The sequence below is a fragment of the Pseudomonas sp. GM79 genome (genome assembly GCF_000282495.1).
Classification (GTDB): domain Bacteria; phylum Pseudomonadota; class Gammaproteobacteria; order Pseudomonadales; family Pseudomonadaceae; genus Aquipseudomonas.
In genome coordinates, this window is sequence record NZ_AKJE01000034.1 from 39,418 (window position 1) to 62,039 (window position 22,622).

At 60.8% G+C, this 22,622-nt stretch carries 20 protein-coding genes; 3 read left to right on the top strand and 17 right to left on the bottom strand.

Features of this window, described 5'->3' with window-relative positions:
* Positions 1-101: 101 nt before the first annotated feature.
* From tsaB to ppc, 3 genes are all read right to left on the bottom strand, one after another.
* Complete coding sequence (gene tsaB / locus PMI36_RS19510; protein WP_008070383.1) at positions 102-776, bottom strand: tRNA (adenosine(37)-N6)-threonylcarbamoyltransferase complex dimerization subunit type 1 TsaB; 675 nt, start codon at positions 774-776, stop codon at positions 102-104.
* A gap of 93 nt (positions 777-869) precedes the next feature.
* On the bottom strand, positions 870-1,517 hold the full coding sequence (gene adk, locus PMI36_RS19505; protein ID WP_008070384.1) for an adenylate kinase: 648 nt from the start codon (positions 1,515-1,517) through the stop codon (positions 870-872).
* A 302-nt stretch (positions 1,518-1,819) separates the two neighbouring features.
* Positions 1,820-4,450, bottom strand: a complete 2,631-nt coding sequence (ppc, locus tag PMI36_RS19500; protein WP_008070385.1) for a phosphoenolpyruvate carboxylase — start codon at positions 4,448-4,450, stop codon at positions 1,820-1,822.
* Positions 4,451-4,657: 207 nt separating this feature from the next.
* On the opposite strand from ppc, the gene PMI36_RS19495 reads away from it, so the two are divergent.
* From PMI36_RS19495 to PMI36_RS19485, 3 genes are all read left to right on the top strand, one after another.
* Positions 4,658-5,002 carry a hypothetical protein gene (locus PMI36_RS19495; protein WP_007897668.1) on the top strand — a complete coding sequence of 115 codons (345 nt, stop codon included), beginning with the start codon at positions 4,658-4,660 and terminating at the stop codon, positions 5,000-5,002.
* A gap of 363 nt (positions 5,003-5,365) precedes the next feature.
* On the top strand, positions 5,366-5,779 hold the full coding sequence (locus PMI36_RS19490; RefSeq protein WP_008070386.1) for a DUF4398 domain-containing protein: 414 nt from the start codon (positions 5,366-5,368) through the stop codon (positions 5,777-5,779).
* 56 nt (positions 5,780-5,835) lie between these two features.
* A complete protein-coding gene (locus PMI36_RS19485) occupies positions 5,836-6,624 on the top strand; it encodes an OmpA family protein (RefSeq protein ID WP_008070387.1) in 789 nt (262 codons plus the stop codon).
* A gap of 204 nt (positions 6,625-6,828) precedes the next feature.
* Here PMI36_RS19485 and PMI36_RS19480 read toward each other — a convergent pair whose 3' ends face one another.
* The 14 genes from PMI36_RS19480 to PMI36_RS19415 all read right to left on the bottom strand — a co-directional run bounded on the left by PMI36_RS19480 (position 6,829) and on the right by PMI36_RS19415 (position 22,498).
* Positions 6,829-7,158 (bottom strand): hypothetical protein, encoded by a 330-nt coding sequence (locus tag PMI36_RS19480; RefSeq protein ID WP_008070390.1) that lies wholly within the window; start codon positions 7,156-7,158, stop codon positions 6,829-6,831.
* Positions 7,155-8,069, bottom strand: coding sequence for an alpha/beta hydrolase (locus PMI36_RS19475; protein ID WP_008070391.1), 915 nt, complete (start codon positions 8,067-8,069; stop codon positions 7,155-7,157). Before PMI36_RS19475 ends, PMI36_RS19480 begins: the two co-directional genes overlap by 4 nt.
* 148 nt (positions 8,070-8,217) lie before the next feature.
* Entirely contained in the window at positions 8,218-9,495 is a 1,278-nt protein-coding gene (locus PMI36_RS19470; RefSeq protein WP_008070393.1) for a flavohemoglobin expression-modulating QEGLA motif protein, read from the bottom strand.
* 36 nt (positions 9,496-9,531) lie between these two features.
* A complete protein-coding gene (locus PMI36_RS19465; protein ID WP_008070395.1) occupies positions 9,532-10,086 on the bottom strand; it encodes a hypothetical protein in 555 nt (184 codons plus the stop codon).
* A gap of 157 nt (positions 10,087-10,243) precedes the next feature.
* Entirely contained in the window at positions 10,244-10,960 is a 717-nt protein-coding gene (locus PMI36_RS19460) for a TetR/AcrR family transcriptional regulator (RefSeq protein WP_008070397.1), read from the bottom strand.
* A gap of 103 nt (positions 10,961-11,063) precedes the next feature.
* Positions 11,064-12,566 (bottom strand): lysine--tRNA ligase, encoded by a 1,503-nt coding sequence (gene lysS, locus PMI36_RS19455; RefSeq protein WP_008070398.1) that lies wholly within the window; start codon positions 12,564-12,566, stop codon positions 11,064-11,066.
* 102 nt (positions 12,567-12,668) lie between these two features.
* A protein-coding gene (gene prfB, locus PMI36_RS19450; RefSeq protein ID WP_095920368.1) for a peptide chain release factor 2 occupies positions 12,669-13,764 on the bottom strand; the annotation gives its coding sequence in 2 pieces (ribosomal slippage) (positions 12,669-13,691 and positions 13,693-13,764; 1,095 coding nt in all).
* A 279-nt stretch (positions 13,765-14,043) separates the two neighbouring features.
* On the bottom strand, positions 14,044-15,045 hold the full coding sequence (locus PMI36_RS19445; protein ID WP_008070399.1) for a response regulator: 1,002 nt from the start codon (positions 15,043-15,045) through the stop codon (positions 14,044-14,046).
* A 48-nt stretch (positions 15,046-15,093) separates the two neighbouring features.
* Positions 15,094-16,104, bottom strand: a complete 1,011-nt coding sequence (locus PMI36_RS19440) for a chemotaxis response regulator protein-glutamate methylesterase (RefSeq protein ID WP_008070400.1) — start codon at positions 16,102-16,104, stop codon at positions 15,094-15,096.
* On the bottom strand, positions 16,101-18,389 hold the full coding sequence (locus PMI36_RS19435; RefSeq protein ID WP_008070402.1) for a hybrid sensor histidine kinase/response regulator: 2,289 nt from the start codon (positions 18,387-18,389) through the stop codon (positions 16,101-16,103). The genes PMI36_RS19440 and PMI36_RS19435 overlap by 4 nt, the downstream gene beginning before the upstream one ends.
* Positions 18,386-19,069 (bottom strand): chemotaxis protein CheW, encoded by a 684-nt coding sequence (locus tag PMI36_RS19430; protein WP_008070404.1) that lies wholly within the window; start codon positions 19,067-19,069, stop codon positions 18,386-18,388. The genes PMI36_RS19435 and PMI36_RS19430 overlap by 4 nt, the downstream gene beginning before the upstream one ends.
* On the bottom strand, positions 19,066-20,343 hold the full coding sequence (locus tag PMI36_RS19425) for a CheR family methyltransferase (RefSeq protein WP_008070406.1): 1,278 nt from the start codon (positions 20,341-20,343) through the stop codon (positions 19,066-19,068). The genes PMI36_RS19430 and PMI36_RS19425 overlap by 4 nt, the downstream gene beginning before the upstream one ends.
* Complete coding sequence (locus tag PMI36_RS19420) at positions 20,340-20,876, bottom strand: chemotaxis protein CheW (RefSeq protein WP_008070409.1); 537 nt, start codon at positions 20,874-20,876, stop codon at positions 20,340-20,342. Before PMI36_RS19420 ends, PMI36_RS19425 begins: the two co-directional genes overlap by 4 nt.
* Positions 20,876-22,498 (bottom strand): methyl-accepting chemotaxis protein, encoded by a 1,623-nt coding sequence (locus tag PMI36_RS19415; RefSeq protein ID WP_008070410.1) that lies wholly within the window; start codon positions 22,496-22,498, stop codon positions 20,876-20,878. Before PMI36_RS19415 ends, PMI36_RS19420 begins: the two co-directional genes overlap by 1 nt.
* Positions 22,499-22,622 lie beyond the last annotated feature (124 nt).

Sequence of the window (22,622 nt, forward strand, 5' to 3'; positions counted from 1 at the left end):
GACAGGTACACCGCGCCGTCAGGTTCTACGACTGCTCCGCAGCCGAACGGGAGCAAGCTCCCTCGCCACAGAAGGCCCTGATGCCACAAGGACGGCGTGGATTAACGCGCTTTTGGCGTCGCGACTTTATCGCGCAAATACACCGGCTGCGCCTGATCGGCCACGATCGCTTCACCGCGTTCCCAGGCAAAGCGCGCCAAGGTCAGCAGGTCTTCGGCGTGGGGCAGCATGCCCGCGTCCTGCCCGCTCAGGTTGACGGCAATGCGCTCGGCATACTCCCAACCGGTGCCCGCGCCGAACCATTCGCCGCTGGCATCGGCCGGCAATGCGGCGACTTCGGGCGGCAACACAGCTTCGTTGCCCACCAACCGCATCTCCCCCGCCGTTTCGCGGTAGCAACCCCAATACACCTCATCCATGCGCGCATCGATGGCCGCCGCGACCTGGCTGACGCCGTGTTCGCGATAAGCCCGCTGGGCGAGCACGGCGAGATTGGAGACCGGCAACACTGGGCGATCCAGCGCAAACGCCAGCCCCTGCACCACGCCGATGGCGATCCGCACACCGGTGAATGCGCCCGGACCACGGCCGAACGCAATGGCATCGACCGCTTGCAGCGTGGTCCCGGCATCGGCCAGCAGTTGCTGGATCATCGGCAGCAGCTTCTGCGCATGCAGGCGCGGGATCACCTCGTAATGACTCGTGACTTTACCGTCATGCAGCAAAGCAACGGAGCAAGCTTCAGTCGCGGTGTCCAGGGCCAGCAAGGTGCTCATCGATGTTTCCGTAAGAGAGGTCAGAAAAAGTGCGCCAGTATAAACAACTACGGCCCGCAAGCGGGCCGTAGAAGATGAAGCCGATCAGACTTTTCAGCTCAGTGCTTCAAGCACCTTGCCGGTGATCACTTCAACCGAGCCAACACCCGGAATATGGCTGTATTTCGGCTTGCCCTGATCAGCGGCCAGGTTCTGGTAGAACTCTACCAGTGGCTTGGTCTGGGAGTGGTAGACCGACAGGCGATGACGCACGGTTTCTTCGGTGTCGTCCTTGCGCTGCACCAGCTCTTCACCGGTGATGTCGTCTTTGCCGGCGATTTTCGGCGGGTTGTAGACGGTGTGGTACACGCGGCCGCTGGCCTCGTGAACGCGACGACCGGCGATACGCTGAACGATTTCTTCGTCATCGACGGCGATTTCGACCACGTTGTCCAGTTCCACACCCGCTTCTACCAGCGCTTCAGCTTGCGGAATGGTGCGCGGGAAACCGTCGAACAGGAAACCGTTGGCACAGTCAGGCTGCGCGATACGGTCCTTGACCAGGGCGATGATCAGATCGTCGGAGACCAGACCACCGGCATCCATGATGCCTTTGGCTTTAACACCCAGCTCGGTACCGGCTTTTACAGCAGCACGCAGCATGTCGCCGGTGGAGATTTGCGGAATGCCGAATTTCTCGGTGATGAACTTAGCCTGAGTACCTTTACCGGCCCCGGGAGCTCCCAGCAGAATGACGCGCATTAGATGTGCTCCTCAATTTTTTATTTAGAATAACTTAAACAAAACAATGGATTCGCCACGTGGGGCCAATCTCAGAAATAGGGTCGTGACCGCCCAAACGGCCAAAGGCTGATCAAGATACACAGCAGGCCCTGCCCACACAAGCCGCCGAAAGTCGGAGAAACCCGCCCCTTACGAGACCCTGCGAAGGGGTAACCCAAGTCGCAACCCCATCATTAACTGTCGCGTGACAGACCTTTTCGACCGCTCGCCAGCAGGCACTCGACGCTCGCGCCGGGTGCCTGTTCTCCACGACGAAAACCTTAGCCGGTATTTCGCAAACCGGCGGCAATCCCCGCCACAGACACCAGTAACGCCTGTTCTACCGGGCTGCCCTGGGCCACATCCTGTTGCCGCGAACGTGCCAACAGTTCGGCCTGCAATAGATGCAGCGGGTCGAGGTAAGTGTTGCGCAGACGGATGAATTCAAGGGTAGCTGGGCTATGTGCCAGTAGCTGCGACTGACCGGTCAACCCCAGGACCACCGCACACGCCTGCGACAATAGGTCGCGTAAATGCGCACCCAAAGGGAGCAGATCCGGCTCGACCAGGCGCTCATCGTAAGACTGGGCGATGTCGGCGTCGGCCTTGGCCAGCACCATTTCCAGCATATCGATGCGGGTACGGAAGAACGGCCACTGCTCGCGCATCTGCCCCAGCAGCTCACCCTCGCCGCGCTCCAGCGCCTTGCTCAATGCCGCTTCCCAGCCAAGCCAGGCCGGCAACATCAGGCGCGTCTGGGTCCAGCCGAAGATCCACGGAATGGCACGCAGGCTTTCGATGCCGCCAGCGCGGCGCTTGGCCGGGCGGCTGCCCAACGGCAAACGCCCCAACTCCTGCTCCGGGGTCGATTGGCGGAAGTACTCGACGAACTGCGGATTTTCCCGCACCACGGCGCGGTAAGCCTTGACCCCGTCGGCGGCCAATTCGTCCATCAAGTGGCGCCAGGCAGGCTCAGGCGGTGGTGGCGGCAACAAGGTCGCCTCCAGCACCGCTGCCAGGTACAGATTGAGGTTTTGCTCGGCGATGTCCGGTAGGCCGAATTTGAAACGAATCATTTCCCCCTGCTCGGTGGTGCGGAAACGCCCCGCCACCGACCCTGGCGGCTGCGACAGAATCGCCGCGTGCGCCGGACCACCCCCACGGCCCACGGTGCCACCGCGACCGTGGAACAACAGCAGCTCCACTTGCTGCTCGCGACAGATGTCGACCAAACGCTCCTGCGCCCGATACTGCGCCCAGGCCGCCGCTGTAGTGCCCGCGTCCTTGGCCGAGTCGGAATAACCGATCATCACTTCCTGCGGCCCTTGCAGGCGCGAGCGATAGCCCGGCAGCAGCAACAGTTTCTCGATCACCGGCCCCGCGTTGTCGAGGTCGGCGAGGGTTTCGAACAGCGGCACCACGCGCATCGGCCGCAATACGCCGGATTCTTTGAGCAGCAATTGCACGGCCAGCACGTCGGAAGCGGCACCGGCCATGGAAATCACATACGACCCGAGGGAGGCCCCCGGTGCCGCGGCGATTTCCCGGCACGTCGCCAGCACTTCGGCGGTGTCGGCAGACGGCTTGAAGTACGCCGGCAGCAACGGGCGGCGATTGTTCAGTTCGCGCATCAGGAAGGCGATGCGCTCTTCCTCACTCCAATCCTCATAACGGCCCAGACCGAGGTAATCGGTGATTTCGGTCATGGCCGCCGTGTGGCGCGACGAGTCCTGCCGCACATCAAGGCGCACCAGAAACAGCCCGAATGTCACCGCACGGCGCAGGCAATCGAGCAACGGGCCATCGGCGATGACGCCCATTCCGCACTCATGCAGCGAGTGGTAGCACAGCTCCAGCGGGTCCAGCAGGTCGCGGTTGTTTTGCAGCACATCGGTGGATGCTGACGTGTTTGCCGTCAGGGATGCGTGGGCCCAATTACGGGTCGCGCGCAGGCGTTCACGCAATTGTTTGAGCACTGCGCGGTAAGGCTCGGCGCTGTCGCCGGCCTTGGCTTTCAGCTCGTCGCTGGCCTGCTGCATCGACAACTCGGCGGCGAGGTGATCAACATCGCGCAGATACAAATCGGCGGCCATCCAGCGCGCCAGCAGCAACACTTCGCGGGTCACTGCGGCAGTGACGTTGGGGTTGCCGTCGCGGTCGCCGCCCATCCATGAGGCAAAGCGAATCGGCGCGGCCTCCAGTGGCAAGTGCAGGCCGGTGGCGGCATGCAGGGCCTGATCAGCCTTGCGCAAATAGTTGGGAATCGCCTGCCACAGCGAATGCTCGATCACCGCGAAGCCCCACTTGGCTTCGTCCACCGGTGTCGGACGGGTACGGCGGATTTCTTCGGTGTGCCAGGCTTCGGCGATCAGGCGCTGCAACTTCGTTTTGATCTGCTCGCGTTCGGCGGTGGTCAGGTCGCGATGGTCTTGTGCGGCCAGTTGCGCGGCGATCGCATCGTACTTCTGGATCAGCGTGCGACGCGCCACCTCGGTGGGGTGCGCGGTCAATACCAGCTCGATTTCCAGTCGACCCAATTGCCGGGCCAGGGACTCGGGGTCATGGCCCGCAGTCAGCAGGCGAGCGAGCAATTCCGGCAACACCCGGGCCTCGAACGGCTCAGGCTGCGATTCTTCACGGCGATGAATCAGCTGATATTGCTCGGCGATATTGGCCAGGTTGAGGAACTGGTTGAACGCCCGCGCCACCGGCAGCAACTCGTCTTCGCTCAACTGGTTGAGGCTGGCGCTGAGTTCAGCGTCCATCGAACCGCGACGATCAGCCTTGGCGCCTTTGCGGATCTGCTCGATCTTGTCGAGAAAGTCGTCCCCGTACTGTTCACGAATGGTGTTGCCCAACAGCTCACCCAACAGGTGAACGTCCTCGCGCAAGCGTGCATCAATGTCGGTCATCAGCAGTTCTCCAGCGAAAATCCGGGCGGCTATGCTTTGTTGTTAGAAGCTCTGATATAGAGAGTGCCGTCGTAAAGCGCTTCTTACAAGCAGACGACGGGACCTCAACTGAAGCTAATCTCAACCATAAGCCGTACAACGGCGTATCACCGGCCACTGCCGGACACTCACCCGGCCTGCCACGAGCAGGTGCGCAACGAGGTCATCATGAAAATCCGCGAGCTCGCCAAGCATTGGGAAGAAAACGCCAAGGGTCGTCTGACCGACTCTGGCTACGCGATTCATCTGGACGTGGAAGCCGCCGCACGGCTGGCGGCGATTATCGACATGTACCCTAAACGGCACCCCGAAGAACTGCTCGGTGAGCTGATCGGCGCCGCCCTGGAAGAACTCGAAGCGAGTTTTCCGTATGTGAAAGGGTCCACGGTGGTGGCCACCGATGAAGAAGGTGATCCGCTGTACGAAGACGTCGGCCCGACCCCGCGCTTTCTCGCCTTGTCCCGGCGTCATTTGCATGATTTGTCGGGCGATAACGACAAGCAGAAACACTGAACCTGTGGGAGCGGGCTTGCTCGCGAAGAGGCCGTATCAGTTGAAATAAATGCTGACTGACACACCGCTTTCGCGAGCAAGCCCGCTCCCACACTGGCTTGCATATACCTTCGCCAACTGCATATTCCCGGGTCATGAAGCGGTCGGGGGATACTGCTACACATCGCGAAAATTCCCGATTTAGCCCATTGTCCACTCGATCAGGTTTTTTCGGACGATAGTCATTTTCTCTGAACTTTTGAAAAACGCCTCGGGTCAACCCAGTAACCACGCCTGGGACGGCCGTTTCAAAAAGCACTCTGGAAATTGATGGTTGCGGCTCCTTGCCCAGGATGGATTCAGATGTTTTTCAGGAGTTATCCAATGGAGTTGAAGACCATGAAGACCAGCATCGCATCATCCTCGTTCCCCCCTCTGCGCGGTCTCAAACTGGCGGCCCTGGCCATCGGCGGCAGCTTGGTTCTGGCCGGTTGCGCCGGTAACCCGCCGAGCGAGCAATACGCCGTGACCCAATCCGCCGTGAACAGCGCTGTCAGCGCCGGCGGTACCGAATTCGCCGCTGTGGAAATGAAGGCCGCTCAGGACAAGCTCAAACAAGCCGAAATCGCCATGCACGACAACAAGTATGACGAAGCCAGAATGCTGGCCGAGCAAGCCGAGTGGGACGCCCGCGTCGCCGAGCGCAAGGCCCAGGCGATGAAAGCCGAACAAGCTGTGAAGGATTCCCAGAAAGGTGTTCAGGAACTGCGTCAGGAAAGTCAGCGCACCGTGCAGTAAGCGCCCATCCCGATTTTCAGACCTGAAACACTTATCGATAGAAAGGACGAACTATTATGCGCAAACAATTGATGATCCCCGCCCTCTTGGCCGCAAGTGTTGCACTGGCTGCCTGCTCCACCCCGCCCAACGCGAACCTGGAGCAAGCCCGCACCAACTACACCGGCCTGCAAGCCAACCCGCAAGCCAGCAAAGTCGCGGCGCTGGAAACCAAAGACGCCAGCGAATACCTGGATAAGGCCGACAAGGCTTACCTGGATAGGGAAGACCAGGCCAAGGTCGACCAACTGGCTTACCTGACCAATCAGCGTGTTGAAGTGGCCAAGCAGACCATCGCCCTGCGCACCGCTGAAAACAACCTGAAAAATGCCGCGGCACAACGGGCCCAGGCTCGTCTGGATGCCCGCGACCAGCAGATCAAACAGCTGCAGGACAGTCTGAACGCCAAACAGACCGATCGCGGCACGCTGGTGACGTTTGGTGATGTGCTGTTCGCCACCAACAAGGCGGACCTGAAGTCCAACGGTTTGGTGAATATCAACAAACTGGCGCAGTTCCTTCAGGAAAACCCGGACCGCAAAGTGATTGTCGAGGGTTACACCGACGGCACTGGCTCGGCGTCGTACAACCAGTCGCTGTCCGAGCGTCGCGCGACCTCGGTGCAAGTGGCCCTGATCAAGATGGGTGTAGATCCTGCGCGGATCGTGGCCCAGGGTTATGGCAAGGAATACCCGATTGCGGAGAACTCCAGCGTCTCGGGCCGTGCGATGAACCGTCGGGTGGAAGTGACCATTTCCAATGACAACCAGCCGGTCATCCCGCGTTCGGCGATCAGCGCCAAGTAAGCTGACCACGCTGAAACTTAAAAGCCCCGCCTGAATTGATCAGGCGGGGCTTTTTTATTTGACGATCACTGAACCTGTGGGAGCGGGCTTGCTCGCGAAAGCGGTCTGTCAAACAACAGAGATGTTGAATGTTATACCGCTTTCGCGAGCAAGCCCGCTCCCACATTGGATCTTCGGTGAACGCAGTACTTGTGTACGACCGGGTTACTGTTCGAGTTTTTGCGGCGTTTCCTCGCCCATGCAGCGCACGGCCTTTTTCTTGTTGTTGATCAGCACGCCGGTCAGGCCTTTCTGTTCGGTGTCGAACAGCACCAGCACGCCATCGATGCACTGGGCCACTTGCGGGGCCGGTTGCAGGGAGACTTTATAGTCTTCGCCCGGCACGGTCTTGAGCATGGTGAAGTCGCTGAGCAGTAGCGCATCTTCGGGTTTGGCGAAGTGCAGGTAGCCGTACCACCACAGGGCGCCAACGGTGCCGAGGATGCTGCAAATACCGGTGATGATCAGCGGGATGGCGTTACGTTCTTCACTCATTGCGGACTCTCTGGTGGTTCATCTTCAGAATTCGGGGGTGCCGGGTAATTGGGGATCTCACCCAGGCGGCGCAGGCCGTCGAAATGCTGCGGGTCTTCGAGGTAGCGCAGCATGACCTTTCGCCAGACCGGGTCGGCGAAGGTTTGCACATGACCGCCCCGGGTCAGTTGCAGCACTCGCGGCGGCGGCGCAGCTTGATACAGTCGGATGCCGTTGGAAAGGGGCACCAGTTGATCATCAATACTGTGATAGATCAGTTTTGGTACGCCGTTGAGCTGTTTCATGGAATGGATCGCGCTGTCGCCGTCCGGCACCAACCAGGACAACGGCACCTGGAACGGCCAGGTCATCCACGACGTACTCAAGGCGAAACGCCCGACATCACGGTAACTGGCAGGCACGCCATCGAGCACAAACGCCTTGAGTTGCCGCTGGCGCTCGGGATGCTGGGCCAGGAAATGCACGGCCATTGAACCGCCAAGGCTCTGACCGAGAAGGATCAGCGGCTTGCCCTTGACCTCCGGGGCCTGGTCGAGCCATTTGAACGCGGCATCGATGTCCTGATAGATCGCCGGCAACGCCGGTTTACCTTCGGACCAACCGTACCCGCGATAGTCCACCAGCAACACTTGGTAGCCCTGCTCCGGCAACCACCAGCTCCCCCCCAAATGCCACGCCAGGTTGCCGCCGTTGCCGTGCAGATGCAGCACTGTGCCTTTGACCTCGAGACCTTTTTTCGCCGGCAACCACCAGCCATGCAGCTTGAGGCCGTCGGCGGTGGTCAGGGTGACGTCGCGGAATTCGAGTTTGGCTTTTTCCGGGGTGAACGGCTGGCCGGGCTCGGGGTAGAACAGCAAAGAGCTGCAACCGCCGAGGGCCAGGAGCAGGCAAAAGATGCCGAGGATTCTCATCCGGTGAAGCCTCGCGAAAACAGGGTTGGAATACGATCCAATGTGGGAGCGGGCTTGCTCGCGAAAGCGGTTTTCCATCCAACATTGATGTCGACTGACACACCGCTTTCGCGAGCAAGCCCGCTCCCACATTTGGACTGCGCCATTGTTAAAGGATGTTGGAATAATCCGCTTCGATCCGGTCCAGGCTCAGGTGGTTGAGGAAGTTGGAGAAGCACATCCAGGCCGATAGCGCGTTCATGTCGCGGAATTGGTCGGGCAGGTACTTGGGCGGCACCACCAGGCCTTCGTCCACCAACTGGCGCAAGGTCCGCATGTCTTCCAGCGTGGTCTTGCCGCAAAACAATAGCGGTATCTGCTCCAGCTTGCCTTTACGCACGGCCAACTGAATGTAGTTGTAAACCATGATAAAGCCCTTGAGGTAGGACAAGTCTTTGGTAAACGGTAGACCGGTCGGCACCGAGCCACGGAAAACCCGACTGGCGTTGCCGTAGCTTTCGGCCATTTCGAAGCCTTGCTCACAGAAGAACTCGTAGATCTGCAAGAAGTCCGCGCCCTCCTCCACCATGTGAATGGCGCGGGTACGGTTGGTCAGTTTGCGCAGGCGGCTCGGGTAGGAGGCGAAGGTGATGATTTCCATCAGGATCGCCAAGCCTTCCTGGGTCACGGTAGACGACGGCGGGCCTTTGGACAGGAAGGTGCAGATCGGCTGATTCAGGCCGTTGAGCGTGGTGCCCACATGCACCAGCCCTTCGTGGACTTCCAGCGCACGCACGTCACGGTCGTTGAACATCGCGTCGGCGCGGATCTTGATGTAGTCGGCACCGGCCGCCGCATCGGCGACGATCCCGTCGGACTCGAACACCCGAATGGTTTCTTCGTTCTCGCCAAACACCTTGTTCAACCGATGTTGCAGCAGGTCGACGGCTTCCTTGGCGGTAAGGACTTTCGGTTCGTCCTTGAGGTCGCCGCGGCCGTCGATGTTGTTCAGGTAATCGGAGAGCATCAGCCCCAGGTCGGCCAGGGTCGGGTCACCAGCGTGAAACGCATCGGACGCGGCGCCATACAACTCTTGGGAAATCAGCCCGAAATCCTCGGTGCCGCGTGCTTCGAGCATGCGCACCACCATCCGGTATTCCTTGCACATGCGGCGCATGATCTGCCCGACCGGGTTGAACTGGCCCAGTTGGCGGGTGATGTCGCGCTCGATGTTCTGGAATTCCAGCTTCACTTTGCTGGAATCAAATGCCAGCGGTCGATTGAGGTAATAGTCGCGGTCCACGGCCGGCATTTCCTTGCCCTTGCCTTTGAAGAACCCCTTGCGAATGCTGTCGTCCCACTTGACCGCATCCAGAACGCGAATCGGCGTCTGCGCCAGCACTATGCGATCGGACAATATGCGTATCGTCTGCTGGTATTCGTCCACCCGAAACTCCTGTAGTAAAACCGTTACGTGCTGGGTTTATTTGGTTTTGGCCAGGCGCTGGTAGCGCACCGCTTCGACGAAAACATCGGAATTGGCCGGGTCATCGAGGTAGGCAAACACCTGATCCAGGCTGTTGTTGATCAACACCCCGTCGCCGTCGTCGGTCCGGAAGCCTTGGCCACTGAGGGCTTCCTGGCCCATGGCCTGTTTAATCTGCTCGAGGTCGAGGTTGTAGACCACCAGTTCGTGCTTATCGTTGAGCTCGAAACCGGTGATGGTGAAGTTCCCGCCGAACTGCGCCGGCACCTTCGCCGACAAGTACCAGCGATTGCCATGGCGCGACACGGTAAAGGGATAGGCTTCACGCTCATGGGGCTTGGCCTTGAAGTAGCTGACCGCCTGATAGCGATTGTCGCCGATGCGCGTCAGTTCCAGGTTCATCGGCTCGCCCCAGGCATTGGTGCTGGTCCATTTGCCGAGCAGCCCTTTGGGCGCGGGCTCGCTGGCGGGCAGCGGCTCCTTGAAGGTCACCAGACAGCCACTGAGCAGCAGGATCGACAAGGCGATCACAATGACGCGCCAGGCTTTCATTCAACACTCCCTATGAACACACGACGCCCTCAACTGACCACTATCCTGTGGGAGCGGGCTTGCTCGCGAAAACGGTTTAACATTCAACATTTTCGTTGTCTGACACACCGCCTTCGCGAGCAAGCCCGCTCCCACAGGGTTGAGCTCCCATAAGGGATTACACCGACGCCAACACCAAATGCATGTAGCGGTTGAGGATGCCGAGCATTTCCTCTTCGGCCACAGGCTCGGCGTCGTTGAGCAGGCCCTGATATTCCATCCGTCCGATAATCGCCGTCAACACTTTGGCATCCTGTTGTGGCTCACGGGAACCCAATACTTCGAAAAGCTGGCAGGTGCCCTGCAGGAGAATTTGCTGATGGGAGCGTACCAACAACGCCAGACGCGGGTTGAGCAAGGCTTCCTGGCGGAAGGCTTGCTCGGCCATCAAATGCTCGCGGCGATTGATCAATTGCCGATGAACATAGTCAGCCATCAGCCGGGCGATATCGTCCGCCAACTGTGAGCGGGACTCGGGAGTGCCATCGCCGCTGACAACCATCTCGCGCAACAGGCCTTCGTTGCTGGCCCACAACCGGGCCATGAACGCCGCACTGCGTTCCACGTATTGGGCGAAGGTATCGGTGAGCAAGTCATCGATGTCTTTGAAATAGTAAGTGGTCGCCGAGAGCGGCACACCCGCTTCAGCGGCCACTGCACGGTGCCGCACGGCCCGCACGCCATCGCGCACGACAATGCGCATCGCAGCGTCGAGAATGTCCTGTCGACGCTGTTCGCTGCCCTGTCGGCTGGCCTTGCGGCCCTGGTACTGAACACTTTCAGCGACCGCAGTGGCGATACCCGCTGCACCTTCTTGAGCCATTGCACGATTCACGACAGGTATTCCTCTCTAAACGTCAAAAGTAACCAATTGATACGTTTGTACCAGACAGGCAATAAAAAGCCGCCTGTTATAGGCGGCTTTTTAATTGAAACACTTACGCTTGTGGCCGCATGTGCGGGAACAGAATCACATCGCGGATCGACGGTGAGTTGGTCAGCAACATCACCAGACGGTCGATGCCGATCCCTTCACCGGCGGTTGGCGGCATGCCGTACTCCAGCGCGCGAACGAAGTCGGCGTCGTAGTGCATGGCTTCGTCGTCGCCGGCGTCCTTGTCGGCCACCTGCGCCATGAAACGCTCGGCCTGGTCTTCGGCGTCGTTCAACTCGGAGTAGGCGTTGGCGATTTCACGGCCACCGATGAACAGTTCGAAACGGTCGGTGACGTTCGGGTTCTCGTCGTTACGACGGGCCAGCGGCGACACTTCGAACGGGTACTGGGTGATGAAGTGCGGCTGTTCCAGCTTGTGCTCGACCAGCTCTTCGAAAATCATCACCTGCAGCTTGCCCAGACCTTCAAAGCCCAGCACCTTGGCGCCAGCCTTCTTGGCGATGGCGCGGGCCTTGTCGATGTCGGTCAGGTCGTCAGCGGTCAGCTCAGGGTTGTACTTGAGGATCGAGTCAAACACCGACAGACGCACGAACGGCTCGCCGAAGTGGAACACCTTGTCGCCGTACGGCACGTCGGTGCTGCCCAGAACCAGCTGAGCCAGTTCGCGGAACAGCTCTTCGGTCAGGTCCATGTTGTCTTCGTAGTCGGCGTAAGCCTGGTAGAACTCCAACATGGTGAATTCAGGGTTGTGACGCGTCGAAACGCCTTCGTTACGGAAGTTGCGGTTGATCTCGAAGACTTTCTCGAAACCGCCGACGACCAAGCGCTTGAGGTACAGCTCAGGCGCGATACGCAGGAACATTTCCATGTCCAGCGCGTTGTGATGCGTCTCGAACGGCTTGGCCGCCGCGCCGCCTGGAATGGTTTGCAGCATCGGCGTTTCCACTTCCAGGAAGTCACGCTTCATCAGGAAGCTGCGGATGTGCGCAATCACTTGCGAACGAACGCGGAAGGTCTGACGCACCTCTTCGTTGACGATCAGGTCGACGTAACGCTGACGGTAGCGCTGTTCGGTGTCGGTCAGGCCGTGGTGCTTGTCCGGCAGCGGGCGCAGGGATTTGGTCAGCAGGCGCACGCTGGTCATTTCAACGTACAGGTCGCCCTTGCCGGAACGCGCCAGGGTGCCTTCGGCGGCAATGATGTCGCCCATGTCCCAGGTTTTCACCGCGGCCAGGGTGTCTTCGGACAGGGTTTTACGGTTGACGTAAACCTGAATGCGACCGGTCATGTCCTGAATCACCATGAACGAGCCACGGTTGAGCATGATGCGACCCGCCACCTTGACCGGGATTGCAGCCTCTGCCAGCTCTTCCTTGGTCTTGTCCGCGTACTGTTTCTGCAAGTCTTCGCAGTAATTGTCGCGGCGGAAGTCGTTGGGGAAGGCATTGCCCTTGGCGCGCTCGGCAGCAAGCTTTTCCTTGCGCAGGGCGATCAGGGAGTTTTCTTCCTGTTGCAGGGCTTGCGGGTCGAGTTGTAGGTCGCTCATGTCTTTAAAAATTCCATCTCAGGTTCGTTGCCCCCGGCATTCGCCGGGGTTCGCGGGCAAGCCTCGCTCCTACAGGGTGGTGACAACCCTGTGGCGCGGGCCTTAGAGCCCTTGTTTCAGGCTGGCCACCAGGTATTCGTCGATGTCGCCGTCGAGCACCTTGTCGCAGTCGCTGCGTTCGATGTTGGTACGCAGATCCTTGATCCGCGACGCATCGAGCACGTACGAACGGATCTGGTGACCCCAGCCGATATCCGACTTGGTGTCTTCCAGGGCCTGGGAAGCGGCGTTGCGCTTCTGCACTTCCTGCTCGTACAAGCGCGCCCGCAACATTTTCATCGCGGTGTCTTTGTTCGCATGCTGGGAACGTTCGTTCTGGCAGCTGACCACGGTGTTGGTCGGTACGTGGGTAATCCGTACGGCCGAGTCGGTGGTGTTAACGTGCTGACCACCGGCACCGGAGGAGCGGTAGGTGTCGATGCGCAGGTCCGACGGGTTGATGTCGATTTCGATGTTGTCATCGATTTCCGGCGACACGAACACGGCCGAGAACGAGGTGTGACGACGGTTGCCGGAGTCGAACGGGCTCTTGCGCACCAGACGGTGCACGCCGATTTCGGTACGCAGCCAGCCAAAGGCGTATTCGCCCTTGATGTGCACGGTAGCGCCTTTGATACCGGCGACTTCACCGGCCGACAGCTCCATGATGGTCGCGTCGAAACCGCGTTTATCCGCCCAGCGCAGGTACATGCGCAGCAGAATGTTGGCCCAGTCCTGGGCCTCGGTGCCGCCGGAACCGGCCTGGATATCCAGGTAGGCGTTGTTGGCGTCCATCTCACCGCTGAACATGCGACGGAATTCGAGTTTTTCCAGGGACTCGCGCAGGCGCTCGACTTCGGCAGCGACGTCATCGACGGCGGCCTGGTCTTCTTCTTCGGCGGACATCAGCAGCAGGTCTTTGGCATCGGCCAGGCCACTGTGCATTTCGTCGAGGGTTTCGACGATCTGAGCCAGCAGCGACCGCTCGCGGCCCAGTTCCTGAGCGTACGACGGGTTGTTCCAGACAGACGGATCTTCAAGCTCGCGATTGACTTCAGTCAGACGCTCATGCTTTTGATCGTAGTCAAAGATACCCCCGAATAGTTTCGGAGCGCTCGGACAGGTCCTTGATACTGTTAAGGATCGGGTTGATTTCCATGGCGGGCAGCACTCGTTGGCGAACTTTTGAAAGCCGGCGAGTATAACGTAATCAAGCTGTCACGGCAGCCCGCCCGGCGGCTTTAGCGGCGAATGGTTTGGGGTTGAACGCAGGAATAACGCGGGTGCCTGTAGCAGCTGCCGAGCTCGCGAGGCTGCGTTCGAGGACGAAGTCCTCGCAAACCCTGTGTACGCGGCTTTCCTGAACGACCGCGTTGTCTGATTTTACGACGGCTGCGCCGCCGAACGCAGCCTCGCAGGCTCGGCAGCTGCTACAGGGCTACTCGATCCCCACCTGATTGCGCCCATTGTTCTTTGCCAGGTACAACCCCTTGTCCGCCGCCGAGATCAATTGCCGGCAGTCACTGCCCGGCTGCGGAATCATGGTCGACAGGCCGATGCTGATGGTCAGGCTCGAACCCTCGGTCGGGAAAATGTGCGGGATCTTCAACCCGGCCACGGTCTGGCGCAGTTTTTCCGCGACCATTCGCGCACCGCCCGGCGAGGTGTTGGGCAGGACCAGGACGAACTCCTCGCCGCCGTAACGGGCCGGCAAGTCCGAAGGTCTGGAGCTGGCGTCGCGAATCGCCGTGGCGACTTTGCGCAAGGCCTCATCGCCTTCGAGGTGGCCAAAGCTGTCGTTGAAGGACTTGAAGTAGTCGACATCGATCATCAGTAGCGACAATTGAGTCTGGTCCCGCAGCGAACGCCGCCACTCCAGCTCCAGGTATTCGTCGAAATGCCGGCGATTCGACAGCCCGGTCAGGCCGTCGGAGTTCATCAAGCGTTGCAGCACCAGGTTGGTGTCGAGCAACTGTTGCTGGCTGACCCGCAGCGCGCGATACGCCGCGTCACGCTGCAGCAGGGTCATGTAGGAGCGCGAGTGATAGCGGATGCGCGCCACCAGTTCGATGTTGTCCGGCAGTTTGACCAGGTAATCATTGGCGCCGGCGGCAAACGCCGCGCTCTTGATCAGCGGGTCTTCCTTGGTCGACAGGACAATGATCGGAATATCCTTGGTCGCCGGGTGATTACGGTATTCACGCACCAGGCTCAGGCCGTCGAGGCCAGGCATGACCAGGTCCTGAAGGATTACGGTCGGCTTGATGCGAATCGCCTGGGCGATCGCCTGGTGCGGGTCGGCACAGAAATGGAAGTCGATGTTTTCTTCGTTCGACAAACCACGCCGCACTGCCTCGCCGATCATCGCCTGATCGTCCACCAACAACACCATGGCGGCGTTTTCATCGGTTTTGAAGTCGTCGAGCTGTAATTCATTCATGTGCGGTCACCTGAGTACTGCCTTGGCCACGATTGCTGCTAATGATAGTCATTTTGAGAAGATTTCCAGCAATCGTGGCGCTATCTTGTCCAGTGGGCGAACTTCCACAGCCGCGTTAATGGCCGCGGCCGCCTTCGGCATGCCATACACCGCACTGCTTTGTTGGTCCTGAGCGATGGTCAGGTAGCCCTGTTGGCGCATGAGTTTAAGCCCCTGCGCGCCGTCGCGCCCCATACCGGTCAGCAGAACGCCCACAGCGTCACCGCTCCAGTAACTGGCCACACTTTCGAAAAACACATCGATCGAAGGCCGATAGATCTCGTTGACCGGTTCGGCGGTGTAGGCCAGCGTGCCGTTTTTCAGCAAGCGAATGTGATGGTTGGTGCCGGCCAGCAGGATCACGCCGCTTTGCGGCGGTTCGCCTTCCTGAGCCAGGCGCACGTCCAGGCCACTGGCGCTGGCAAGCCATTCGGCCATACCGGCGGCGAACACCTGATCCACATGTTGGACCAGCACGATGGCCGCCGAAAAATCTCGAGGCAGGCCTTTGAGCAGCACTTCCAGCGCCGCCGGCCCGCCAGCGGATGAACCGATGGCCACCAAATGCTGGCGCGAGGACGAGTGGCGGTGCGAGCTCGGTGCCGATCGCACCCGATTGCTCTGCTCGCCAATCAGCCAGCCAATGTTCATGATCTTGCGCAGCAACGGTGCGGCGGCTTCCTGGGGATTGCCGCCCCCAATAGCCGGGGTATCAACCACATCGAGCGCGCCGTAGCCCATGGCTTCGAACACCCGGTGCACGTTCTGCTCGCGGTCGACAGTGACAATGACAATCGCGCACGGGGTCTCGGCCATGATTCGCCGGGTCGCTTCCACACCGTCCATCAACGGCATGATCAAATCCATCAGGATCAGATCCGGGGTGTATTCGGTGCAACGTTGCACCGCCTCGGCCCCATTGCTGGCGACCCAGACCACCTCGTGCGCCGGTTCGAACGCCAAAGCGCGGCGCAACGCCTCTACCGCCATGGGCATGTCATTGACGATAGCGATTTTCATGCCCGCGCGCCTCCAATGAGCTCAACCACTGCATCCAGCAAAGCGTCATCATGAAAACTCGCTTTGGCTAGATAATAGTCGGCTCCGGCGTCCAGTCCACGGCGGCGGTCTTCTTCGCGGTCCTTGTAGGACACCACCATCACCGGCAGGGATTGCAGACGGTTGTCGCGGCGCACCAAAGACACCAGCTCGATGCCATCCATGCGCGGCATGTCGATGTCGGTGATCAACAGATCGAAGTCCTCCGAACGCAGGGCGTTCCAGCCGTCCATGCCGTCCACCGCCACCGCGACGTCATAGCCGCGATTGAGCAGCAGCTTGCGCTGCAACTCACGAACGGTCAGCGAGTCGTCCACCACCAGAATCCGTTTACGCGCCGCTTCGACGGCCTGATTGGCATGCCGGGCAATGCGCTCCAGACGCCCGGTATTGAGCAGTTTGTCCACCGAACGCAGCATGTCTTCGACATCGACGATCAGCACCACCGAGCCGTCGTCGAGCAAGGCCCCGGCGGAAATGTCCTGCACCTTGCCCAAGCGCTCGTCCAGCGGCAGTACCACCAACGTTCGCTCGCCGATAAAGCGCTCGACTGCCACCCCGTAGATCGCCTCGCGCTCGCGGATGACCACGACTTTGAGGGTTTGCGCGTTATTCTGGCTCGCCGGGCGATGCAACAGCTGACTGGCGGCGACCAGCCCGACATGCCGGCCTTCGTACCAGAAGTGCTGCCGGCCTTCGACCTGCACGATATCTTCCGGCGCCAGGTCGCACATGCGCTCGATGTGCGCCAGCGGGAAGGCATACGCCTCGTCACCGACTTCCACCACCAGGCTGCGCACCACCGACAGCGTCAGCGGCACTTCGAGATGGAAACGACTGCCCTCGCCCGCTGTCTGCTCCAGCACCACGGCACCGCGCAATTGGCGAACCATATGCTGAACCGCATCCAGCCCGACGCCGCGTCCGGAAACTTCGGTGACCGCGTCGCGCAGGCTGAAACCCGGCAGAAACAGGAACGTCAGCAGCTCTTCTTCGCTCAACTGGGCGGCGGTTTCGGCTGGGGATAACTGCCGCTCGACGATGTTGCGGCGCAGCTTTTCCAGATCAACACCATTACCGTCATCGCTGAGTTCCAACACCAGCAGACCGGCCTGATGGGACGCTCGCAAACGGATCACGCCTTCTTCCGGTTTGCCGGCCAATAGTCGTTGTTCCCGGGTTTCGATGCCGTGATCGACCGCATTGCGCAGCAGGTGCGTCAGCGGTGCTTCGAGTTTTTCCAGTACGTCGCGGTCGACCTGGGTCTTATCGCCCTCGATCTCCAGTCGCACCTGTTTGCCCAGGCTGCGACCGAGGTCGCGGACCATGCGCACTTGCCCGCTCAGCACGTCGGCGAATGGCCGCATGCGACAGGCCAGCGCCGTGTCGTACAACACCTGCGCACGCTGGCTGGCGTGCCAGGCGAACTCGTCCAGCTCGGCGTTTTTTTCCACCAGCAATTGCTGAGACTCGGCCAACAATCGGCGGGCATCGCCCAAGGCTTCCTGGGCTTCGAGACTCAAGGCATGGTCCTTGAGATGGACGTTGAGGTTTTCCAGCGCCCGCAGGCCGTTGCTCTGCATGCGCTTAAGGCGCTGCATGGTGGCCAAATGCGGCTTGAGCCGCTGGGTTTCCACCAGGGATTTACTCGACAGGTCGAGCAGGCTGTTCAAGCGCTCGGCCGTGACGCGCAGTACGCGTTCGCCACTTTCGGTGGTGCGTTTAGTCGTGGGCGCTGACTCGGCGGGCGCTGCCGGGGAGGCTTCGGCGGCGGCCGGCATGGGCGGCTCAACCTTGGGCGTCGGCGGTTCCATCTGAAGCTCTGCCATCGGCGGCGCGATGGGCGCAGTGGCCGCCATGTGATCAAGCAACCGTCCCATCAAGACGACGTAAGCGTCGATATCCGCAGGCGCCGGAGCGTTGCCCGGCGTCGCAATCCGCATCAGCAGATCGGTGCCTTGCAACAGTGCATCGATGTGTTCGGGCCGCAGGTACAGGCGCCCTTCCTGGGCGCTGACCAGGTAATCTTCCATCACATGGGCAACGCTGACCCCGGCATCGACGCCGACAATCCGCGCCGCGCCCTTGAGCGAATGGGCCGCGCGCATGCACGACTCAAGGTAATCGGCCTGGGTCGGATCACGCTCAAGCGCCAAAAGACCTGCGCTCAGCACCAGGGTCTGGGCCTCGGCTTCGAGGCTGAACAGTTCCAGCAAAGAGGCGTCACGCATTTGCTCGGGGGTCATGTGAGGCTCCGGGTCACGGCGGACAGCAGTTGCTCTTCATCCAGCCAACGCAGGCTGCGACCTTTGAATTGCAAGACGCCACGGGTGTATCTGGCGCTGGCCTGGGTGCCGGACCGGGACGCCGCATCGAGAATGCGCTCGTCGATGGCGTGAATCCCGTCCACCTCATCCACCGGCACCACCACCGGCCCGCCGTTGGCGGCGATGATCAGCATCCGCGGCATCACCCGCGCGCCGGATGCCACGCCACTGGTGCCGTCGAGCCCCAGCAACTCCACCAGCGACAGGCACGCTACCAAGGCACCGCGCACATTCGCCACGCCGAGCAACGCCCCGGAGCGCTGGTGCGGCAAGGAGTGAATCGCTTGCAACGGCGCCACTTCGACCAGGCTGCGAGTGGCCAGGCCCAACCATTCTTCGCCGAGGCGAAACATCAGCAGCGAGCGGGTTTTCACATCGCTGCCGGCCACCGTGGAAACTTGCTCGCGGTCGTCCTGCTGTAAGGCATAGCGATCGAGCAAGCGCGTGGCGGCAGCCGAATACACCGCGCAATTGCGGCAATGAATGTGCTCGCTCAGCAATGGGCAGGACTTGTCGCCGTGGATACCGATGCGGTTCCAGCAGTCGTCGATGGCCTGGGCATCTTCATGGGTGACACTCAAGGTATCGGCGGCGCTCATTGTTTACGCTCACTGTCTGCGGCACGCTCGCTGCGGGCGGCGCGGGCCTGTAATCGTCGGGCTCCCGCCGTGTCGCCCTGGGATTGCAGCAAGGCGGCCAGGTGCATCAGCGCGTCGGGGTGTTGCGGCTCGAGGTACAACGCCTTGCGATAAAAGCCCTGGGCCTCGAGGGCGCTGCCGGCGACATCGCTGAGCAACCCCAGCCAATAGAACACCTGCGCCACTGGCTCGTGACTGCGCAAAAAACTGTCGCACGCGACGCGGGCCTCAGCGCTTTTGCCTTCATTGGCCAGCGCGGCGATGTTCGCCAGCAGCGTAGCGGCGTCTGAAGGGGTAGCGTCCGAAGGGGTGGCGGCGACCTGAGGCATCGGCACCACCGTCGCAAAAGGCCGACTGCGCACTGGCGGCGGTGTCACGCTACGCACCGGTTGTTGCACCGGCAGCGGCGTCGGCGCGAAGGTCGCGAGCGGTTCCGGCGCACTTTGACGACTGAACGCAAACGACTGCGGGATACCAATCGAGCGCATGCCGAAACGCCCCAGCAGACTGCCCTCCGCCGGGCCGATAAACAGCACGCCGTCGACGTGGGTCAGGCGCTTGAGCACTTCGAACACTTGCTGCTGGGTCGGCTGATCGAAATAGATCAGCAAATTGCGACAGAACACGAAGTCATAAGGTGGCTCACTGACCAGCAAGGCCGGATCCAGCAGATTGCCGACCTGCAAGCGCACCTGTTCAAGCACGCGCCCGCTGAGGCGATAGTTGTCGTTTTCAGCCGTGAAATGCCGCTCGCGAAAGTCGATGTCCTGGCCGCGAAACGAATTCTTTCCATACAGCGCGAGCCTGGCCTTCTCCACTGACAGCGGGCTGACATCCATGCCGTCGACCTTGAACTGGTGCGGCGCCAGCCCGGCATCGAGCAATGCCATGGCGATGGAGTACGGTTCTTCACCGGTAGAACACGGCAGACTGAGAATCCGCAGGGCGCGCATGTTATTGATCGCCGCCAGCCGCTTGGCCGCCAGTTTCGCCAGCGTGGCGAAAGATTCCGGGTAACGGAAAAACCAGGTCTCGGGGACGATCACCGCTTCGATCAGCGCCTGTTGTTCGTCGCGCGAGCCCAGCAAGGTGTGCCAGTACTCATCAGCCGTCAGCGCCCGAGCCGCCGTGCAGCGCTGGCGCACCGCGCGTTCGATGATCGCCGGGCCGACCGAGCCCACATCCAGGCCGATACGTTCTTTGAGGAAATCGAAAAACCGTTGATCGCTGCTCATCCCTGCTCCTCAAACTGCGCCAGGTCCAGCGGCGGCGAGGGAAACAACAAGGCGCGGACCTGTTCGTCCAGCAAATCGGCAACCCGCACCCATTGCAGTAAACCCTGAGCATCTTCGCGCACCGGCCCCAGGTACGGCGCCTGGCGATTGTCCAGGCCATAAGGCTGAAAGTCCGCCGGGTTGCAGCGCAACGTGTCGGTGGCCTGTTCCAGAACCAGCCCGAGCAATTGCGCAGGCGTCGCCTCATCCGGCCGATAGTGCACCAGCACCAGCCGCGTGCTGGTGCGGGCCTGGGCCGGTTGGCCGAATGTCAGAGCGCTGAGGTCGATCACCGGCACCACCGCGCCGCGATAGGCAAACACCCCCGCCACCCAGTCCGGTGCCCGGGGAATCGGTTTCAACGGCAGTTGCGGCAGCACTTCGGCCACCTCGATGGCCTGCAACGCGTAACGCTCGTTGCCGATGCGGAACACCAGAAACAACGACTGTTTCACCGGCATCACCGCGCCGCGTTTGACCGCGAGCTCACTCATCAGACTTTGAATCGCGAGACGCCGCCACGCAGCCCCACGGCCACCTGGCTCAATTCATCGATGGCGAAACTGGCCTGACGCAGAGATTCGACGGTCTGGCTGCTGGCATCGCCCAACTGCACCAGCGCGTGGTTGATCTGCTCGGCGCCGGTGGCCTGGGCCTGCATGCCTTCGTTGACCATCAACACCCGTGGTGCCAGTGCCTGAACCTGATGAATGATCTGCGACAGCTGCTCGCCCACCGACTGCACCTCGGACATGCCACGGCGCACTTCTTCGGAAAACTTGTCCATGCCCATGACCCCGGCCGACACCGCCGACTGGATCTCACGCACCATCTGCTCGATGTCGTAGGTGGCCACAGCGGTCTGGTCCGCCAGGCGCCGCACTTCGGTGGCGACCACGGCAAACCCGCGACCGTATTCGCCAGCCTTCTCGGCTTCGATCGCGGCGTTCAGGGATAACAGGTTGGTCTGGTCGGCGACTTTGACGATGGTCACCACCACCTGATTGATGTTGCCGGCCTTCTCGTTGAGGATCGCCAGCTTGGCGTTCACCAGATCCGCCGCGCCCATCACCGAGTGCATGGTGTCTTCCATGCGCGCCAGGCCTTGCTGACCGGAACCGGCCAGCACCGAAGCCTGATCGGCCGCGGTGGAGACTTCGGTCATGGTGCGCACCAGATCCCGCGAGGTGGCGGCAATTTCACGGGATGTCGCACCGATTTCGGTGGTGGTGGCTGCGGTTTCGGTGGCCGTGGCCTGCTGCTGCTTGGACGTCGCGGCGATTTCCGTAACCGAGGTGGTGACCTGCACCGAGGAGCGCTGCGCCTGGGACACCAGCGAGGTGAGCTCGGTCATCATGTCGTTGAAGCCGGTTTCCACCGCGCCGAACTCGTCCTTGCGATCAAGATCCAGGCGACTGCTGAGATCGCCGGTGCGCATGATTTCGAGGATATCCACAATGCGATTCATCGGCGCCATGATCGCGCGCATCAGCAACAGGCCACACAAGCCCGCGACGATGATCGCCACCAGCAAAGAGACGCCCATGCTGATTTTGGCGGCCGTCACCGCTTCGCCGATGGCCAGCGTGGCCTTTTCAGCCAGCTCGTGATTATTTTCGAGAAGGCTGTTCAACTGCTTGCGTCCATTGATCCAGGCTGGCGCGAGTTTCTGCTCCAGGGCAAGACGCGCGGACTCGTACTCTTTGCGCTGATAGAGGTCGAGGACGTTGGTCATTTCTTGATTGTAGAGTTGATGACGCGCTTCGAATTCGTCGAAGAGGGCCTGGTCTTCCGCGGTGAAAATGGTTTTGCGGTAGTTGGCCATCTGCTCGCTCAAGCGCTCTTCGAAGCTCTTGTACATGGCCTGATCGGCGGCGGTCATTTCGCGTCGTCCGGAAAGGCCGACAAGCTGCTGGGTGAGGTTAAAACTGTCGACCCAGGCACCACGGATCATCGAACTGAAATACACCCCGGGAACCGCATCGGTGCGGACCCGGTCGGCGCTGGCGTCGATCTTCATCAACCGGGAAAAAGACACCACGACCATCAACAGCATGATCGCGATAATCACCGCAAAGCTCGCCAAAATGCGTTGGCGCAACGTCCAGTTCTTCACAGTCAGTCCTCGGTGCGGTTCGAATTGCGGGGGAGTATAGCCGAGGGCCTGTGGGAGCGGGCTTGATCGCGAAGAACGAAAACGCGGTACTCCTGACGAACCTTTGTGGCGAGGGGGCTCGCCC

Excerpts from the sequence above, each read along its gene's own strand:
- tsaB (WP_008070383.1), bottom strand. The coding sequence starts at position 776 with ATGAGCACCTTGCTGGCCCTGGACACCGCGACTGAAGCTTGCTCCGTT.
- adk (WP_008070384.1), bottom strand. The coding sequence starts at position 1,517 with ATGCGCGTCATTCTGCTGGGAGCTCCCGGGGCCGGTAAAGGTACTCAG.
- ppc (WP_008070385.1), bottom strand. The coding sequence starts at position 4,450 with ATGACCGACATTGATGCACGCTTGCGCGAGGACGTTCACCTGTTGGGT.
- PMI36_RS19495 (WP_007897668.1), top strand. The coding sequence starts at position 4,658 with ATGAAAATCCGCGAGCTCGCCAAGCATTGGGAAGAAAACGCCAAGGGT.
- PMI36_RS19490 (WP_008070386.1), top strand. The coding sequence starts at position 5,366 with ATGGAGTTGAAGACCATGAAGACCAGCATCGCATCATCCTCGTTCCCC.
- PMI36_RS19485 (WP_008070387.1), top strand. The coding sequence starts at position 5,836 with ATGCGCAAACAATTGATGATCCCCGCCCTCTTGGCCGCAAGTGTTGCA.
- PMI36_RS19480 (WP_008070390.1), bottom strand. The coding sequence starts at position 7,158 with ATGAGTGAAGAACGTAACGCCATCCCGCTGATCATCACCGGTATTTGC.
- PMI36_RS19475 (WP_008070391.1), bottom strand. The coding sequence starts at position 8,069 with ATGAGAATCCTCGGCATCTTTTGCCTGCTCCTGGCCCTCGGCGGTTGC.
- PMI36_RS19465 (WP_008070395.1), bottom strand. The coding sequence starts at position 10,086 with ATGAAAGCCTGGCGCGTCATTGTGATCGCCTTGTCGATCCTGCTGCTC.
- lysS (WP_008070398.1), bottom strand. The coding sequence starts at position 12,566 with ATGAGCGACCTACAACTCGACCCGCAAGCCCTGCAACAGGAAGAAAAC.
- PMI36_RS19445 (WP_008070399.1), bottom strand. The coding sequence starts at position 15,045 with ATGAATGAATTACAGCTCGACGACTTCAAAACCGATGAAAACGCCGCC.
- PMI36_RS19440 (WP_008070400.1), bottom strand. The coding sequence starts at position 16,104 with ATGAAAATCGCTATCGTCAATGACATGCCCATGGCGGTAGAGGCGTTG.
- PMI36_RS19435 (WP_008070402.1), bottom strand. The coding sequence starts at position 18,389 with ATGACCCCCGAGCAAATGCGTGACGCCTCTTTGCTGGAACTGTTCAGC.
- PMI36_RS19430 (WP_008070404.1), bottom strand. The coding sequence starts at position 19,069 with ATGAGCGCCGCCGATACCTTGAGTGTCACCCATGAAGATGCCCAGGCC.
- PMI36_RS19425 (WP_008070406.1), bottom strand. The coding sequence starts at position 20,343 with ATGAGCAGCGATCAACGGTTTTTCGATTTCCTCAAAGAACGTATCGGC.
- PMI36_RS19420 (WP_008070409.1), bottom strand. The coding sequence starts at position 20,876 with ATGAGTGAGCTCGCGGTCAAACGCGGCGCGGTGATGCCGGTGAAACAG.